This window comes from Chitinimonas taiwanensis DSM 18899, from assembly GCF_900119825.1.
Taxonomy (GTDB): Bacteria; Pseudomonadota; Gammaproteobacteria; order Burkholderiales; family Chitinimonadaceae; genus Chitinimonas; species Chitinimonas taiwanensis.
Genome location: NZ_FPKR01000001.1, coordinates 195,493 through 209,087 on the forward strand (window position 1 = coordinate 195,493; position 13,595 = coordinate 209,087).

The following is a 13,595-nucleotide window of genomic DNA, read 5'->3' on the forward strand; positions in this document are numbered from 1 at the left end:
GCCGGACCCGACGCAATTGCAAAAGCCCGCCCCAGGGGGGCCGGCATGATTCGTGGTGTTACAGCGTGTCCTTGATGGCTTCCGCCTGGGCCAGTGCATCCTCGGCCGTGTTGGCCAATACGCAGTAATGACCCATCTTGCGACCCGGGCGGGCTTCCTTCTTGCCGTACAGGTGCAGATGGGCATTGGGCGCCTGCATCAGCACCTCCCAGTTCGGCTCGCCGCCATCGTCCTGCCACACATCGCCGAGCAGATTGACCATCACCACCGGCGAGAGCAGATCGGGCTTGCCCGGGTGCAGATGGCACATGGCGCGCACCTGCTGCTCGTACTGGCTGGTCACGCAGGCATCGATCGTGTAGTGACCGGAGTTGTGCGGGCGCGGTGCGATTTCATTCAGCACCAGCGCGTCGCCCTCCAGCACGAAGAACTCCACCGCCAGCACGCCGATATAGTCCAGCGCTTCCGCCAGCTGGATGGCCATCTGCTGCGCGCGCGCCGCCAGCTCGGGCGCCACCTGGGCAGGCACGATGCTCACATCCAGGATGCCCTTGGCGTGGCGGTTCTCGGCCAGCGGGAACACCGCGCTCTCGTGCGCGGAGGTGCGGGTAACGATGGCCGACACCTCGCACACCAGCGGCAGCATCTTCTCCAGCACACAGGCCTGGCCGCCCAGATCGGCATAAGCAGCGCGCGCTTCCTCGGCCGTCTTCACGCGCACCTGGCCCTTGCCGTCGTAACCGAGGCGGGCAGTCTTCAGGATGCCGGGCAGATAGGGACTCAGATCGTGGTTCAGGTCCTCGACCGTCTCCAGTGCCAGATAGGGCGCTGTTTCCAGCCCGGCCTTGCGAATCCAGCTCTTTTCCAGGATGCGATCCTGGGCAATCGCCACGCAGTCACCCGAGGGGCTGACCGGCACATGCTGAGCCAGCCAGCGCATCGAATCGGCGTTGACGTTCTCGAACTCGGTGGTGACCGCCGCGCAGCTATCCGCCAGCTGCTTGAGCGCCACGGGGTCGTTGTAGGCCGCGCACAGATGCACATCGGCGAAATCGGCCGCCGGCGCATGCGCATCCGGGTCGAGCACGGTAACGCGGTAGCCCATGGTCTTGGCGGCCACGGTGAACATGCGGCCAAGCTGGCCGCCACCGAGGATGCCGAGCATGGCCGGCGGCAGGATCGCTTTGCGGGCCATGGCTTACTCGACCTCGGGCAGGCTCATCGCCAGCACGGTGTTCTTCTGGTCTTCGCGGAACTGATTGAGCTTGGTGCGCAGTTCGGGAATCTCGTTGGCCAGCAGGGCCACGGCAAACAAGCCCGCATTGGCGGCGCCCGCCTCACCAATCGCGAAGGTGGCGACCGGAATGCCCTTGGGCATCTGCACGATGGACAAGAGCGAATCTTCACCACGCAGGTATTTGCTGGGGACGGGGACACCGAGCACCGGCACTGTGGTCTTGGCGGCCAGCATGCCGGGCAGATGCGCCGCGCCGCCGGCACCGGCGATGATGGCCTTCAGGCCACGCGTTTCGGCGCTTTCTGCGTATTCGTACAGCAGGTCGGGGGTGCGGTGGGCCGAGACGACGCGCGCCTCGAATTGGATGCCGAAGGCTTTCAGCTGGCGGGCAGCATGCTGCATGACTTCCCAGTCGGAATTGCTGCCCATGACGAGGCCGATTTGGATCATCGGGTAATCCCCTGTTTCAAAAAGCGGATTCTACAGAAATTCGCCGGGCTGCCAAAACCTCGACGGCGTGAAATCTGCCGCTGTGGCAAATGGCCACGACGCTGGCTGGTGCAGGTAGCTGGCGGACCTGCAAACGGCAAAGCGGCCTGTCGAATCGACAGGCCGCTTGCAGGTGCAGCGCGCGGGTTTGGCTCGCCAGCAGTGACGGGCCAAACCTCGTTTGTGCTTACAGGTTGTAAGCCTTTTCGCCGTGCGAGGTCACATCCAGGCCTTCGCGCTCTTCGTCTTCCGGTACGCGCAGACCCAGCACCAGGTCGACCAGCTTGAAGGCAATGACCGAGACCAGGGCCGACCAGACCAGGGTCACCAACACGCCCTGGGTCTGAATCCAGACTTGCGAACCGATCGAGTAGCCCGGTGCCACACCATTGGCCACGTAGTCCCACACGCCCAGGCCACCGAGGGCCGGATCGGCGAACACGCCGGTCAGAATGGCACCCAGGATGCCGCCCACACCGTGCACGCCGAATACGTCCAGTGCATCGTCAGCACCGAGCAGCTTCTTCAGGCCGTGCACGCCCCACAGGCAGACCACCCCCGCCAGCGCACCGATGGCCAGCGCACCACCCACACCGACGAAGCCGGCAGCCGGAGTGATCGCCACCAGGCCAGCCACGGCGCCGGAAGCGGCACCCAGCATCGAGGGCTTGCCCTTCCACATCCATTCCACAGCCATCCAAGCAAAGGCGGCCAAGGCGGTTGCCACCCAGGTATTCAGGAAGGCCAGGGCGGCGATGCCGTTGGCTTCCAGTGCCGAGCCGGCGTTGAAGCCGAACCAGCCCACCCACAGCAGCGAAGCGCCGATCATGGTCATGGTCATATTGTGCGGGGTCATCGCTTCCTTGCCATAACCGACGCGCTTGCCCACGAAGTAGGCACCGACCAGACCAGCCACGGCGGCGTTGATGTGCACCACGGTGCCGCCGGCAAAGTCGAGTGCGCCCTTCTGGAACAGCCAGCCAGCGGTAGCAGTGGCAGCCGCAGCGGCATCCGCGCTGGTGTAGGCATCGGGACCGGCCCAGTACCAAACCATATGTGCCATCGGCAGGTAGCTGAAGGTGAACCAGATCACCATGAAGGCCAGCACGGCGGAGAACTTCACCCGCTCGGCAAACGCACCGACGATCAGACCGCAGGTGATGGCGGCAAACGCGCCTTGGAACACCACGTAGATCAGCTCGGAAATCACCACGCCCTTGGACCAGGTTGCGGCCAGCGAGGCATCGGTCACGCCCTTCAGGAACAACTTGCCGAAGGAGCCGAAGAAGGCATTGCCCTCGGTGAAGGCCACGCTGTAGCCATAAATGACCCACAGCACGGAAATCATCGAGAACACCACGAAGACCTGCATCAGCACGCTGAGCATGTTCTTCGAGCGCACCAGGCCGCCGTAGAACAGGGCGAGGCCGGGGATGGACATCAGGATCACCAGTGCGGTGGCGATGAAGATCCAGGCATTGTCGCCCTTATTGGCGCTGGGCGCGGGTGCGGCAGCCGGCGCAGCTTCAGCGGCCGGGGCGGCCACGGCAGCGGCGGGTGCTGCCGCTTCAGCCGCAGGCGCTGCAGCCGGGGCGCCGGCATCAGCGGCCGGTGCAGCGGCTTCCGCCACGGGGGCGGCGGCCGGCGCATCTTCCGCCCATATCGGCGCGAAACTCATGGCACTGGCCAGGGCCAGCGCAGTCAGTAGCTTTTTCATGTCTGAGTCCTCCCTGTCGGACTTAGAGCGCTTCCGCACCGGTTTCACCGGTGCGGATACGGATCACTTGTTCAAGCTCGAAGACGAAGATCTTGCCGTCGCCGATCTTGCCGGTATTGGCCGCCTTCTCGATCGCCTCGATCACCTGTTCGAGCAGGTCTTCCTTGACGGCGATTTCCAGCTTGACCTTGGGCAGAAAGTCGACCACGTATTCCGCGCCGCGATACAGCTCGGTATGGCCCTTCTGACGGCCGAAACCCTTGACCTCGGTGACGGTGACGCCCTGCACGCCGATGGCGGACAGCGCCTCACGCACTTCGTCAAGCTTGAACGGCTTGATGATGGCGGTGACGAACTTCATCTTCGCTCCTTAAATGGGTAGACCGGGGAACTCGGTGAAGTCTTGTTAGCACGCGGCGTGCCAAAGGAATATATCGCTATCTATCAATAACTTGAGCGGTTATGCACCATGAGCAGCGCGGCTTTCGCACAATAACGGTGCGCATAGCATGCGCACCGCCTGTGCATGGTGCAGGCGCCAGGCAAGGGTGGGCTTTGCTAGACTAGACAGCAAACCCATCTGCAAGGAGCAAGATCATGCTGGCCCAACGCCTGTTCGATGAAGTAAGCGGCAAGATCGCCGAGGTCATGGCCGCTGGCCCGGCCCGCGATATCGAGAAGAATGTTCGCGCAGTGCTGAGCGCCGGCTTTGCCAAGCTCGACCTAGTGACGCGCGAAGAATTCGAGGTACAGCAGGCCGTGCTGGCCAAGACACGTGAAACGCTGACTGCGCTGGAAGCACGCGTGGCCGCGCTGGAAGCCCGCCATGCCGGCGAGGTGGCCGAGGCTGCCAATCCGCAGGATGATTTTTAAGCGCCTGCCGACGCCCGCAAACGAACAAGGCCACCCCGCGGGGTGGCCTTGTGCTTGGCAGGGTGGCGCCTCAGCCCAGTCGGGCAAATACGCGTGTGGCGGCGGCCAGCGTGTCGGCAATATCGGCATCGCTGTGCGCGGCCGAGACAAAGCCGGCCTCGTATAGGGCCGGGGCGATATACACGCCCTCGTCGAGCAGGCCGTGGAAGAAGGCATTGAAGCGCGGCTTGTCGGTGCTCATCACCTCGGCATAGGTCTTGGGCGGCTGCGGGGTGAAGTAGACGCCGAACATGCCGCCGACAGCATCGGCCGAGAAGGTATGGCCGGCAGCACGGCCGGCTGCCTGCAGCCCCTCGGCCAAGGTCTTGGTCTTGGTGCTCAGCACATCGAAGAAGCCCGGTGCGCTGATCAGCTCCAGCGTCTTCAAACCGGCCGCCACCGCCACCGGGTTGCCGCTGAGCGTACCGGCTTGGTACACCGGGCCGAGCGGGGCGATCTTGGCCATCACATCGGCACGGCCGCCAAAGGCCGCCAGCGGCATGCCACCGCCAACCACTTTCCCTAAGGTGGTCAGATCAGGCGTCACGCCGTGCAGGCCCTGGGCGCAACCGAGGCCAACACGGAAGCCGGTCATCACTTCGTCGTAGATCAGCAGTGCGCCATGCTGTTGCGTCAACGCACGCATGGCGGTCACGAACTCGGCGCTCGGGCGCACCAGATTCATATTGCCGCAAAACGGTTCCACGATGATGGCGGCGATCTCATCGCCTTTCTCGGCGAACACCTGTTCAAGCTGGGCCACGTCGTTGTAGGTGAGCACAATCGTGTGCTCGGCCACGCTGGCCGGCACGCCGGCACTGGACGGGTTGCCGAAGGTCAACAGGCCAGAGCCGGCCTTGACCAGCAGGCTGTCGGAATGGCCGTGGTAGCAACCTTCAAACTTGATCAGCTTGTCTCGGCCGGTAAAGCCGCGTGCCAGACGGATCGCGCTCATCGTCGCCTCGGTGCCGCTGGAGACCAGACGCACCTTTTCCATCGAGGGCAGCATTTCGCACAGCAGGTCGGCCAGATCAATCTCGGCCTCGGTCGGCGCGCCAAAGCTCATGCCTTCGGCCGCGGCCTTCTGCACGGCCTCGACCACGGCCGGGTGGGTGTGACCGAGAATCAGCGGGCCCCAGGAACCCACGTAGTCGATATAGCGCTTGTCATCGGCATCCCACACATAGGCGCCACTACCCTTTTTGAAAAAGCGCGGCGTACCACCAACGGCGCCAAAGGCGCGCACGGGCGAGTTGACCCCGCCGGGGATATGGCGCTGGGCGCGGGCAAACAGCTGTTCGTTCTTGCTCATCAGGTTTCCGATTCAAATCAAGCGCGCGCTCTGGCGCGGAAGCTCGGGCGCGCCTTATGGGCGGCCGAACTGGGTCATTCAAGGCTTGGGCTGGTTTTCCGGCCAGCTTGGCCAGGCATGCTGGCTCAGGTGCGAATTGGTATAGCGCGGATCCTCGGTCACTTCCTCGCCCAGCCAGGCCGGCGCCGTATAGGCCTCGTCCTCGCTGGCCAGCTCTACCTCGGCCAGGACCAAACCGGCGTTATTGCCGAAGAACTCGTCCACTTCCCATAGATGCGGGCCAATGGCGATGCGGTAGCGCTTCTTTTCCACCAGCATCGGGCACATGGTGGCCAGTATGGTTTCCGCATCGGCGAGCGGAATCTCGTACTCGAACTCGTGGCGCGAGACATTGGAGATATTCGACTTCAGGGTCAGCCAGGCCTGCGTGCCCTTCACACGCACACGCACCGTGCGCTCGCGTTCCACCGACAGATAACCCTGCTTCAGCCATTCACCCTCAACCAGGCCGCGCCAGTCGTCATTCTTGAGCCGGAAACGGCGTTCAATCTCGTGCGCCATGGGCTGCCTTAAAACGGTTTGACCACCACCAGGATGACGATGGCGATCATCAACAGGGTGGGGATTTCATTGAAATAGCGATACCAGACATGGCTGCGGGTATTGCGGCCAGCCGCGAAGTCGCGCACCAGCTTGGCGCAATACACGTGGAAGCCGATCAGGCCCAGCACCAAGGTCAGCTTGGCGTGCAACCAGCCACCAGCAAAACCCCATTGCAGCCACAGCCACAGGCCAAAGATCAGTGCCAGTTTGCCCAGCAAGGTCGTGAAGCGCAGCAGCTTGCGCTGCATAAGCTGCAGCTGGGCCTGGGTCGCCGCATCGCTGGCCATGGCGTGGTTGACGAACAGGCGTGGCAGATACAACAGACCCGCCATCCAGCTGATGACAAAGATGATATGAAAAGCTTTCACCCACAGCATGGTGTGCATCCAGAAGTAAGGCGCCGGCACGCGGCCGGCGGATTGGGTTCAGCCCTTCTTGCGCGCCGCCTGGTAGAGCGGCAGCACCTTGGGAATATTCGCCTGCAGATCGCTGATACGCGTTTCATTGGACGGGTGGGTGGAGAGGAATTGCGGCGGCTGGCCCTTGGCCGCGGCGCTCATCTTCTGCCACAGGCTGATGGCAGCGGCCGGATCGTAACCGGCGCGGGCCGCCAGCTCGATGCCCATCGCATCGGCTTCCGATTCGTTCTGGCGGCTATTGGGCAGGTTGTAAGCGACATCGGTGACCTGGCTGGCCAGACCGATATAGCCGTCGTACTGGCCCTGGGTAACCACCGACAGCAGCTGGGCACCGATCTGCTGCGCATAAGCCTTGCTCATGCGCTCGCGGCCATGCTCGCGCAAGGCATGCGCCATCTCGTGGCCCATGATGGCGGCGATCTCATCGTCATTGAGCTTGAGCTTCTCGATGATGCCGGTGAAGAACATGATCTTGCCACCCGGCGCGCAATAGGCGTTCAACTCGGGACTGTCCTCCACATTCACTTCCCACTTCCAGGCCAGCGCATCCTTGCGGAACACCACCACCTGCGGGATCAGCCGCTTGGCCACCGCGCGCACGCGGTTGGTCAGTGCCGAATCCTTGTTCAGGATGCCCTTGCTCTGCGCCTGCTTGAGCGTGGCGGCATAGGATTCGGCAGCCATCTGGTCCACCTGCTCGGAGGGCAGCATGGCGAACATGGTTTGCTTGCGATTGACGCCAATCGCACCGCCCTCGGTGGTATGCACCTGCTGGCAGGCACCCAGCAAGAGGCTGGCGGCCACGGCCAGCGCGCTCAGACTGATTTTCGACATGATGGCTTCCTTCCTGGCGGCATCCCAAAAACGGATGGCCGCCCTCTTGTCAGCGGCCGTACTTTTCGGCCCGCTCGATCTGGCTAAGTTCATATTCGGTCTTGGCGATTTCACGCGCATCTCGGTAGCGGCCCTCGCTTAGAAACTTCTGCATCAGGCTGAGTCGGTCTCTCTCCACTCGCGCTTCGGCGGTGCGGCGGTCAATTTCTTCCTGATGCTCGGCCGCACGCTTTTCCTGCTCAAGCTCACGCTCACGCTCACGCTCCTTGCGTTGCTGTTCACGCTCGGCGCGCTGCTGTTCGTTCTCGACCTGGTTATTCCACTGGTCGAACTCGCGCTCACGCTGCTCCTGCTCACGGCGTGCCTCGCGCTCCAGCCGCTCCGCCTCCCAGGCGGCCTTTTGCGCCGCCTGCTCCTCGGGCGTGCCGTTATAGGCGGCTTCCTGGGCGCGCAGTATCTCTTCCTGGCGCTGCATGGCGCGCTGCTGTGCACCCATCGCATCACTGCGGAAATCGCTGAGCAGCGCTTGCTGGCGGTAAACGAAAAACAAGTACAAGGCGCCAAATACCACCAGCACGGCCAGGGCAATCAGGCCCAGGGAAGGGCCACGCCCCATGTCCAGCATCTTGGCCGCCTTGGCCTGGCTGGACGGCAGTTGCACCGTGCTGGCCTGGCCCTTAGCCAGGCTCGCGTCGTATACCGAGCGGCGCAGCGGATTGGACAGCTGCTGATAGGCCGCCTCCAGCTGCGACAGACGCTCGTCACGCTGGCGTGCATCCAGCACCACTTCCTGCAACTGCTTCTGCAGTGTCAGGAAGGCGGCATCCAGTTCAGGCTGGCTGGCTGTGGGGCTGACGCCCAGCAGCGCATACAGGGTCTTGCCGCCGGGCCGGCTCATGCTCAGATCTCCACCATTTCAAAGTCTTCCTTGCGCGCACCACAATCGGGGCAGGTCCAGTTCATCGGCACGGCATCCCAGGGCGTACCGGGCGCAATCCCGTCCTCAGGGCGGCCGGCGGCCTCGTCATAGATGAATCCGCAAATCAGGCACATATATTTTTTCATGGGCAGACAATCGAGCGAAGGAAGACGATGGGCTAAAATTCTAGCGTATTGTCCGTGCTCGGCCGCGGTTTTGCCATCGGCGCAGTGCGCGCCTCATCTCTTTCACGCCAGAAATCGCTCAATGAACCCAGCTCCACCCATCGTGCTTGTTTTCGCCGCCAACGACCCATCCGCCGGTGGCGGACTGGCTGCCGACATCCTGACGCTGTCCTCGCTGGGCTGTCATCCGCTGCCGGTGCTAACCGCCGTCACCGTGCAGGACACGGCCGGCACCGAAGATTTTCTCGCCATGGAAGCCGATATGGTTTCCGATCAGGCACGCTTCGTCCTGGAAGACATGCAGATTGCCGCCATCAGGGTTGGTGCGCTAGGCAGCCTGGAAAACCTCACTGTGGTGGCCGAGATCGCCGCCGACTACCCGGATATCCCGCTGATTCTGGAGCCGGTTTTCACCACCGCCGGCAGCGATGAATATGCCGACGAGGAGATGATAGGCGCGGTGCGCGAGATGCTGCTGCCGCACACCACGGTGCTGGTGGTGTCCAGCCTGGCGGCGCGCCGACTGGCGACCGACGAGCCAGACGAACAGGATGGCATGAGCATGGATGAGGCCGCGCTGCGCATCCGCCAGTTCGGCTGCGAATTCGTGCTGGTTACCGGCACCCATGAGCAGACCCCGACCATCAATAACGGCCTGTTCAACCGCTCGGGCCGCGCACGCCAGGACAGCTGGGAACGCCTGCCCGGCAGCTTCCATGGCGCAGGTACCACGCTGTCGTCCGCAGTGGCGGCCTTTATCGCCAATGGCATGGATATACCGCAGGCCGCGCGCGAAGCGCAGGACTACACCTGGAATGCGCTCAAGCATGCGTATCGGCCTGGCATGGGCCAATCGGTGCCGGATCGCCTGTTCTGGGCCCGCCCCAAGCCGGAAGACGAAGGCAGCGCGGCCGAGGACTAGGCGCCGCCGCCCACCAAAGTAGAAAGCCGGTTTGCCACAAGCGAAATCGCGTGGCAAACCGGCTTTTTTTCTTGCGCCTAGGCGCTTACAGCTTCTTCAATTCCTTCTCAGCTTCCTTGGCCGCCTCGGTGCCCGGGTAGCCAGCCACCAATTCCTTGAAGGTCTTGCTGGCCGCCTTCTTATCGCCAGCCCCAAGCTGCAGGGTGGCCATGGCACGCAGCGCATCGGGGGCCTTATCGTGCTGGCGATAGGCATCGACCAGTTTGCGGAAGGACAGCTGGGCCGCCTTGCTATCCCCCGACTTGGCCTGGGCCATGCCCAGCCAGAACAGCGCATTCGGCGCGGCCTGGGTGGCGGCATAGCGGGTGGCCACATCGCTGAGCGCGGTCATGGCCGGCTTAAGCTTGCCATCGCGGTACAGATTGTAAGCCGCCTCATACGCACCGGCCGCCTCGGCTTCCAGCTGGGCGTTCTGCGCCTGGGCAAGTGGGTTGGCGCCGGTCTGGCGCCCTTCTTCCAATGCCTTCAGGCGGGTTTCCAGATCGACATACAGGTCCTGCTGGCGCTTTTGCAGCGTCTGCAGATTGAAGTTGGCCACTTCCAGCTGGCCGCGCAATTCGGCGATCTGCTGCTTGAGGCCGGAAATCTCGCCATTCAGCGCCACCAGTCTCTGGCTGCTGCGGCTATCGAGCTCCTTGTGCTGCTCCTGCAGCTCAACGAGCATTTTTTCGTGCCGATCGCGGATATCGGCGATCTGCTTGCGCGCCTCATCATCGTCGAACAGGCCGGCTTGGCTGGGCAGGGCCAATACGGACAACAGGGCGAGGGATATAAGCCGCTTGGGCATGCTGGTGCTCCTAGATGCAACGATGAAACGCCCCGCACCCATTCACAGGTACGGGGCGCTAGCGAGGCCTCGGCCCGCCTAGGCGGGCGGGGACGACTATTCGCCGTTGTAGATCACGTCAGCGCGACGGTTCTCGGCGTAGCTGGCTTCATCGCGACCGGTGGCACGCGGCTTCTCTTCACCGTTGCTCACGGCTTCGATCTGCGATTCCTTGGCACCCACGGCACCCAGGGCTTGGCGCACGGCCTCTGCACGCTTCTGACCCAGGGCCAGGTTGTACTCGCGGCTGCCGCGCTCGTCGGCATTGCCTTCCAGACGCACCGAACGCGACGGGTTGGCGGCCAGGTAGCGGCCGTGGGCCTCTACCAGCGCAGCCTGGTCAGCGCGCACATCGTACTTGTCGAAGTCGAAGTAAACACCGCGCTTGGACAGCACATTGGCCGGATCCTTGAGCGGGTCGAGCTGTGGCTTGACCGGCTGGATGGTGGTGTCGGCCACCGGTGCGGCTGGCTTGCTTTCCACTACCGGAGCAGCCGGCTCAGCAGCCGGTGCGGTCGGGGCGGAAGGCGTGCTGGCGCAGGCGGACAACAGGCCCAGAACGGTCAGGCTGGCGAGGGTTTTCTTCATCATATTTCTCTCCTTGGGCATTCATTTGCGGCGGGGCCGCCAAGTCATGCAATGAAACGCATAAAGCGCAGGTTACGGGTTAAAAGATAGACGAGTCAGCGGCAATTGCCCGGTATAGGGGCCCCATGCCGGCTCGCGCACATCACCTTCAGCCGACAGGCGCTGTTTGACCAGACCGTCGCTGGATACCATGGCCAGGGTGCCACGGCCACCGACCTCGGTGGCGTAGAGAATCAGCTTGCCATTCGGGGCAAAGCTCGGTGATTCATCGTAGCCGCCTTCGCTCAGGGTCAGCGACTGACGGCTGAGCAGGTCCAGGGTGGCCACCCGGAAGGCGCCATTTTCGCGCCGCACGAAGGTCAGCATCTTGCCGTCCGCCGAGTAGTGCGGCGATACATTGTAACTGCCCTCAAAGCTCAGGCGCTCGGCTTCGCCGCCGGCGGCCGGTGCGCGGTACAGCTGCGGGCTGCCGCCGCGGTCGGAGGTGAACACCACATAGCGGCCATCGGGCGAGAAGCTCGCCTCGGTATCGATGCCGGCGCTGCGCTGTAGCCGACGCGCCTGACCGCCGTCGGACGGGATCAGATAGAGCTGGGAAATGCCATCCAGGGTCAGCGTCACCGCCAGGGTGCGACCATCGGGCGACCAGGCCGGCGCGCTATTGCTGCCCTTGAAATTGGCCACCGCCTTGGCGCTGCCCGCATACAGGTCAAGCACGTATACGATGGGCTTCTTGCGCTCGAAACTCACATAGGCCATGCGGCTGCCGTCCGGCGACCAGCTGGGCGACATGATGGGCTCGTTCGAGGACAGCACGGCCTGCGGATTGTGGCCATCGGCATCGGCAATCTGCAGGCTGTAGCGCTTGCCCTGCTTTTGCACATAGGCGATGCGGGTGGAGAACACGCCCTTGTCACCGGTCATCAACTCATAAATCTGGTCGGCCAACTGGTGGGCGGCGCGGCGCAGCTGATTGGGCTTGGCCACGATCTCGAAACCGCCCAGATGCTGCTGACTCAGGGTATCGAACACGCGCAGACGGATATAGGCGGTGCCGGCGGCATCCACGCGCACCGAGCCGACCGCCAGGCTGTCCGCGCCACGGCCCTTCCAGGCCGGCAGCTCGGCGAGCGGGTTTTCGGCCGGCACGGCACCACCAGTCTCCACCAGCTTGAAGCGGCCACTACGCGCCAGATTGGCGCGGATGATGGGCGTGAGCGCCTCTTTCAAGGCGGGCTCGCCATTCAGGCCGGCAATGGCGATCGGGAACTGGCGCGCGCCGGCACCGGTGATCTCGATGGTCACATCGGCCTGCGCAAGGGCGGGCAGGAGCAGCGCGAGCAGGCAAAGGGTGCGGCTGAGCAAGGTTCGCATCATTTATTCATTCAGACGGAATTTGAGTTTGTGCTGGCGCAGGGTGCGGAACTCGACCCCGGACGGCAGCGGCGGATATTCGCCTGCGCGCAGGATGGCACGGCGTGCCGCCTCATCAAAGGCGGCATTGCCGCTGCTGCGCAGCAACTTGGCCTCCAGCACCGACATATCGGGCAGCAGGCGCACCTCGAATTCGGCTTCCGGATTGCTGGCGCCGTCATCGGGATAGGTCATATTGCGGCGGATTTTGTTCCGCACCAAGGCCAGATAGGCCTTGAATTCCTCGGCCGCCGCGCTGGCCTCGGCCGCCTGCTGGCGCTTTTCCAGCGCATTGAGCGCCACGCTGGCATCCAGCGGTTTGCTATTCAGCTTGCCGGCGGTCTTGCTCTCCTGGCGCGCCTGGCCGGCCTCGATCTGCGCAAGCAGCTTGCCCGGTGCCACTTCCGGCTTCTTGGCCGGTTCCGGCTTGGGCGCGGGCTTAGGTTTCTCCGCCTGTGGCTTGGTCTTGGGTTTTTCCTCGACGATATCGGGCTTGCTAGGCGGAGTGGGCATTGGTTCGGGCTCAGGCTCGGCCTTGGGTGGGACCACCACCGGCTTGATCGGCTTGCTGCTCGGCTCGCTGGGCAGCGAGGCCTCCAGCTGACCGGCCCACAGTTCCACCTCCACTGGGGCCGCCGGCCGGGTCTGCCACTGCATGCCGATATACAGCATGGCCGCGATCAGCCCATGCATGGCGACTGCGAGCACAAAGGAGAGCGCGCGATGTTCCTCGCGCCGGCTAGGCATACTCATTTTTGCGGCTGCACCGCCAGCCCGACGCGCTCGACGCCGTTCTTCTTCAGCGCATTCATCACCTGGATCACCGCGTCATAGCGGACTTCCTTGTCCGCGGTGATGACCACCGGGCGGCTCTGGCTCAGCGTGCGCGCCTTGACCGCCACCACCAGCGCCTCGGCATCGGCCAGCGGCTGCTTCTCGCCGCCATCGGCCAGGGTCAGCGCTTCCTTGGCATCGATCTCGACCCGGATCGGCTTGATATCGAGTGCCCGGTCGGCCTTGTCCACCGAGGGCAGGTTGACCACGCCCGGCTGCAGCATAGGCGCGGCCACCATGAAGATGACCAGCAGCACCAGCATCACGTCGATATAGGGCACTACATTGATTTCCGCCTTGATGCGGCGAGGACGACGAGCCATAT

17 protein-coding genes are annotated in these 13,595 nt (G+C 63.7%); 2 read left to right on the forward strand and 15 right to left on the reverse strand.

Annotated elements, in window-relative coordinates:
* Positions 1 to 58: 58 nt before the first annotated feature.
* From BT173_RS00865 to glnK, 4 genes are all read right to left on the reverse strand, one after another.
* Positions 59 to 1,195 (reverse strand): 5-(carboxyamino)imidazole ribonucleotide synthase, encoded by a 1,137-nt coding sequence (locus tag BT173_RS00865; RefSeq protein ID WP_072426726.1) that lies wholly within the window; start codon positions 1,193 to 1,195, stop codon positions 59 to 61.
* A 3-nt stretch (positions 1,196 to 1,198) separates the two neighbouring features.
* Complete coding sequence (gene purE / locus BT173_RS00870) at positions 1,199 to 1,687, reverse strand: 5-(carboxyamino)imidazole ribonucleotide mutase (protein WP_072426727.1); 489 nt, start codon at positions 1,685 to 1,687, stop codon at positions 1,199 to 1,201.
* A 226-nt stretch (positions 1,688 to 1,913) separates the two neighbouring features.
* Complete coding sequence (gene amt / locus BT173_RS00875; RefSeq protein WP_072426728.1) at positions 1,914 to 3,443, reverse strand: ammonium transporter; 1,530 nt, start codon at positions 3,441 to 3,443, stop codon at positions 1,914 to 1,916.
* Positions 3,444 to 3,465: 22 nt separating this feature from the next.
* Positions 3,466 to 3,804 carry a P-II family nitrogen regulator gene (gene glnK / locus BT173_RS00880; RefSeq protein ID WP_072426729.1) on the reverse strand — a complete coding sequence of 113 codons (339 nt, stop codon included), beginning with the start codon at positions 3,802 to 3,804 and terminating at the stop codon, positions 3,466 to 3,468.
* Between the two features lie 236 nt (positions 3,805 to 4,040).
* Between glnK and BT173_RS00885 the strand changes: the two genes are divergently transcribed.
* On the forward strand, positions 4,041 to 4,316 hold the full coding sequence (locus BT173_RS00885; RefSeq protein WP_072426730.1) for an accessory factor UbiK family protein: 276 nt from the start codon (positions 4,041 to 4,043) through the stop codon (positions 4,314 to 4,316).
* Positions 4,317 to 4,386: 70 nt separating this feature from the next.
* Here the strand turns inward: BT173_RS00885 and hemL are convergent, their stop codons facing one another.
* The 6 genes from hemL to BT173_RS00915 form a co-directional block, all read right to left on the reverse strand.
* On the reverse strand, positions 4,387 to 5,667 hold the full coding sequence (hemL, locus tag BT173_RS00890) for a glutamate-1-semialdehyde 2,1-aminomutase (RefSeq protein ID WP_072426731.1): 1,281 nt from the start codon (positions 5,665 to 5,667) through the stop codon (positions 4,387 to 4,389).
* A 78-nt stretch (positions 5,668 to 5,745) separates the two neighbouring features.
* Complete coding sequence (locus tag BT173_RS00895) at positions 5,746 to 6,228, reverse strand: CYTH domain-containing protein (protein WP_072426732.1); 483 nt, start codon at positions 6,226 to 6,228, stop codon at positions 5,746 to 5,748.
* An 8-nt stretch (positions 6,229 to 6,236) separates the two neighbouring features.
* Positions 6,237 to 6,647, reverse strand: a complete 411-nt coding sequence (locus BT173_RS00900; protein WP_072426733.1) for a CopD family protein — start codon at positions 6,645 to 6,647, stop codon at positions 6,237 to 6,239.
* 48 nt (positions 6,648 to 6,695) lie between these two features.
* Positions 6,696 to 7,523 carry a M48 family metallopeptidase gene (locus tag BT173_RS00905; protein ID WP_072426734.1) on the reverse strand — a complete coding sequence of 276 codons (828 nt, stop codon included), beginning with the start codon at positions 7,521 to 7,523 and terminating at the stop codon, positions 6,696 to 6,698.
* A 49-nt stretch (positions 7,524 to 7,572) separates the two neighbouring features.
* Positions 7,573 to 8,421: a J domain-containing protein gene (locus BT173_RS00910; protein WP_072426735.1), complete on the reverse strand. Its 849-nt coding sequence runs from the start codon at positions 8,419 to 8,421 to the stop codon at positions 7,573 to 7,575.
* Positions 8,422 to 8,423: 2 nt separating this feature from the next.
* On the reverse strand, positions 8,424 to 8,576 hold the full coding sequence (locus BT173_RS00915; protein ID WP_373279653.1) for a rubredoxin: 153 nt from the start codon (positions 8,574 to 8,576) through the stop codon (positions 8,424 to 8,426).
* 133 nt (positions 8,577 to 8,709) lie between these two features.
* Between BT173_RS00915 and thiD the strand changes: the two genes are divergently transcribed.
* Positions 8,710 to 9,549, forward strand: a complete 840-nt coding sequence (gene thiD / locus BT173_RS00920) for a bifunctional hydroxymethylpyrimidine kinase/phosphomethylpyrimidine kinase (protein ID WP_072426737.1) — start codon at positions 8,710 to 8,712, stop codon at positions 9,547 to 9,549.
* An 85-nt stretch (positions 9,550 to 9,634) separates the two neighbouring features.
* On the opposite strand, the gene BT173_RS00925 is transcribed toward thiD, so the two are convergent.
* The 5 genes from BT173_RS00925 to tolR all read right to left on the reverse strand — a co-directional run bounded on the left by BT173_RS00925 (position 9,635) and on the right by tolR (position 13,593).
* Complete coding sequence (locus tag BT173_RS00925; RefSeq protein WP_072426738.1) at positions 9,635 to 10,396, reverse strand: YbgF trimerization domain-containing protein; 762 nt, start codon at positions 10,394 to 10,396, stop codon at positions 9,635 to 9,637.
* 96 nt (positions 10,397 to 10,492) lie between these two features.
* On the reverse strand, positions 10,493 to 11,026 hold the full coding sequence (pal, locus tag BT173_RS00930) for a peptidoglycan-associated lipoprotein Pal (protein ID WP_308417540.1): 534 nt from the start codon (positions 11,024 to 11,026) through the stop codon (positions 10,493 to 10,495).
* A 69-nt stretch (positions 11,027 to 11,095) separates the two neighbouring features.
* Positions 11,096 to 12,400, reverse strand: a complete 1,305-nt coding sequence (gene tolB / locus BT173_RS00935) for a Tol-Pal system beta propeller repeat protein TolB (RefSeq protein ID WP_217651372.1) — start codon at positions 12,398 to 12,400, stop codon at positions 11,096 to 11,098.
* Positions 12,401 to 13,189: an energy transducer TonB gene (locus BT173_RS00940; RefSeq protein ID WP_084658026.1), complete on the reverse strand. Its 789-nt coding sequence runs from the start codon at positions 13,187 to 13,189 to the stop codon at positions 12,401 to 12,403.
* On the reverse strand, positions 13,186 to 13,593 hold the full coding sequence (gene tolR, locus BT173_RS00945) for a protein TolR (RefSeq protein WP_072426740.1): 408 nt from the start codon (positions 13,591 to 13,593) through the stop codon (positions 13,186 to 13,188). The genes BT173_RS00940 and tolR overlap by 4 nt, the downstream gene beginning before the upstream one ends.
* Between the last annotated feature and the right edge of the window lie 2 nt (positions 13,594 to 13,595).

What these genes read in the sequence shown, in the direction of transcription:
- BT173_RS00895 (WP_072426732.1), bottom strand. Translation starts at nt 6,228, where the DNA reads ATGGCGCACGAGATTGAACGCCGTTTCCGGCTCAAGAATGACGACTGG.
- glnK (WP_072426729.1), bottom strand. Translation starts at nt 3,804, where the DNA reads ATGAAGTTCGTCACCGCCATCATCAAGCCGTTCAAGCTTGACGAAGTG.
- pal (WP_308417540.1), bottom strand. Translation starts at nt 11,026, where the DNA reads ATGATGAAGAAAACCCTCGCCAGCCTGACCGTTCTGGGCCTGTTGTCC.
- hemL (WP_072426731.1), bottom strand. Translation starts at nt 5,667, where the DNA reads ATGAGCAAGAACGAACAGCTGTTTGCCCGCGCCCAGCGCCATATCCCC.
- purE (WP_072426727.1), bottom strand. Translation starts at nt 1,687, where the DNA reads ATGATCCAAATCGGCCTCGTCATGGGCAGCAATTCCGACTGGGAAGTC.
- BT173_RS00925 (WP_072426738.1), bottom strand. Translation starts at nt 10,396, where the DNA reads ATGCCCAAGCGGCTTATATCCCTCGCCCTGTTGTCCGTATTGGCCCTG.
- tolR (WP_072426740.1), bottom strand. Translation starts at nt 13,593, where the DNA reads ATGGCTCGTCGTCCTCGCCGCATCAAGGCGGAAATCAATGTAGTGCCC.
- BT173_RS00915 (WP_373279653.1), bottom strand. Translation starts at nt 8,576, where the DNA reads ATGTGCCTGATTTGCGGATTCATCTATGACGAGGCCGCCGGCCGCCCT.
- tolB (WP_217651372.1), bottom strand. Translation starts at nt 12,400, where the DNA reads ATGATGCGAACCTTGCTCAGCCGCACCCTTTGCCTGCTCGCGCTGCTC.
- BT173_RS00940 (WP_084658026.1), bottom strand. Translation starts at nt 13,189, where the DNA reads ATGAGTATGCCTAGCCGGCGCGAGGAACATCGCGCGCTCTCCTTTGTG.
- BT173_RS00905 (WP_072426734.1), bottom strand. Translation starts at nt 7,523, where the DNA reads ATGTCGAAAATCAGTCTGAGCGCGCTGGCCGTGGCCGCCAGCCTCTTG.
- amt (WP_072426728.1), bottom strand. Translation starts at nt 3,443, where the DNA reads ATGAAAAAGCTACTGACTGCGCTGGCCCTGGCCAGTGCCATGAGTTTC.
- BT173_RS00865 (WP_072426726.1), bottom strand. Translation starts at nt 1,195, where the DNA reads ATGGCCCGCAAAGCGATCCTGCCGCCGGCCATGCTCGGCATCCTCGGT.
- BT173_RS00910 (WP_072426735.1), bottom strand. Translation starts at nt 8,421, where the DNA reads ATGAGCCGGCCCGGCGGCAAGACCCTGTATGCGCTGCTGGGCGTCAGC.
- thiD (WP_072426737.1), top strand. Translation starts at nt 8,710, where the DNA reads ATGAACCCAGCTCCACCCATCGTGCTTGTTTTCGCCGCCAACGACCCA.
- BT173_RS00885 (WP_072426730.1), top strand. Translation starts at nt 4,041, where the DNA reads ATGCTGGCCCAACGCCTGTTCGATGAAGTAAGCGGCAAGATCGCCGAG.
- BT173_RS00900 (WP_072426733.1), bottom strand. Translation starts at nt 6,647, where the DNA reads ATGCTGTGGGTGAAAGCTTTTCATATCATCTTTGTCATCAGCTGGATG.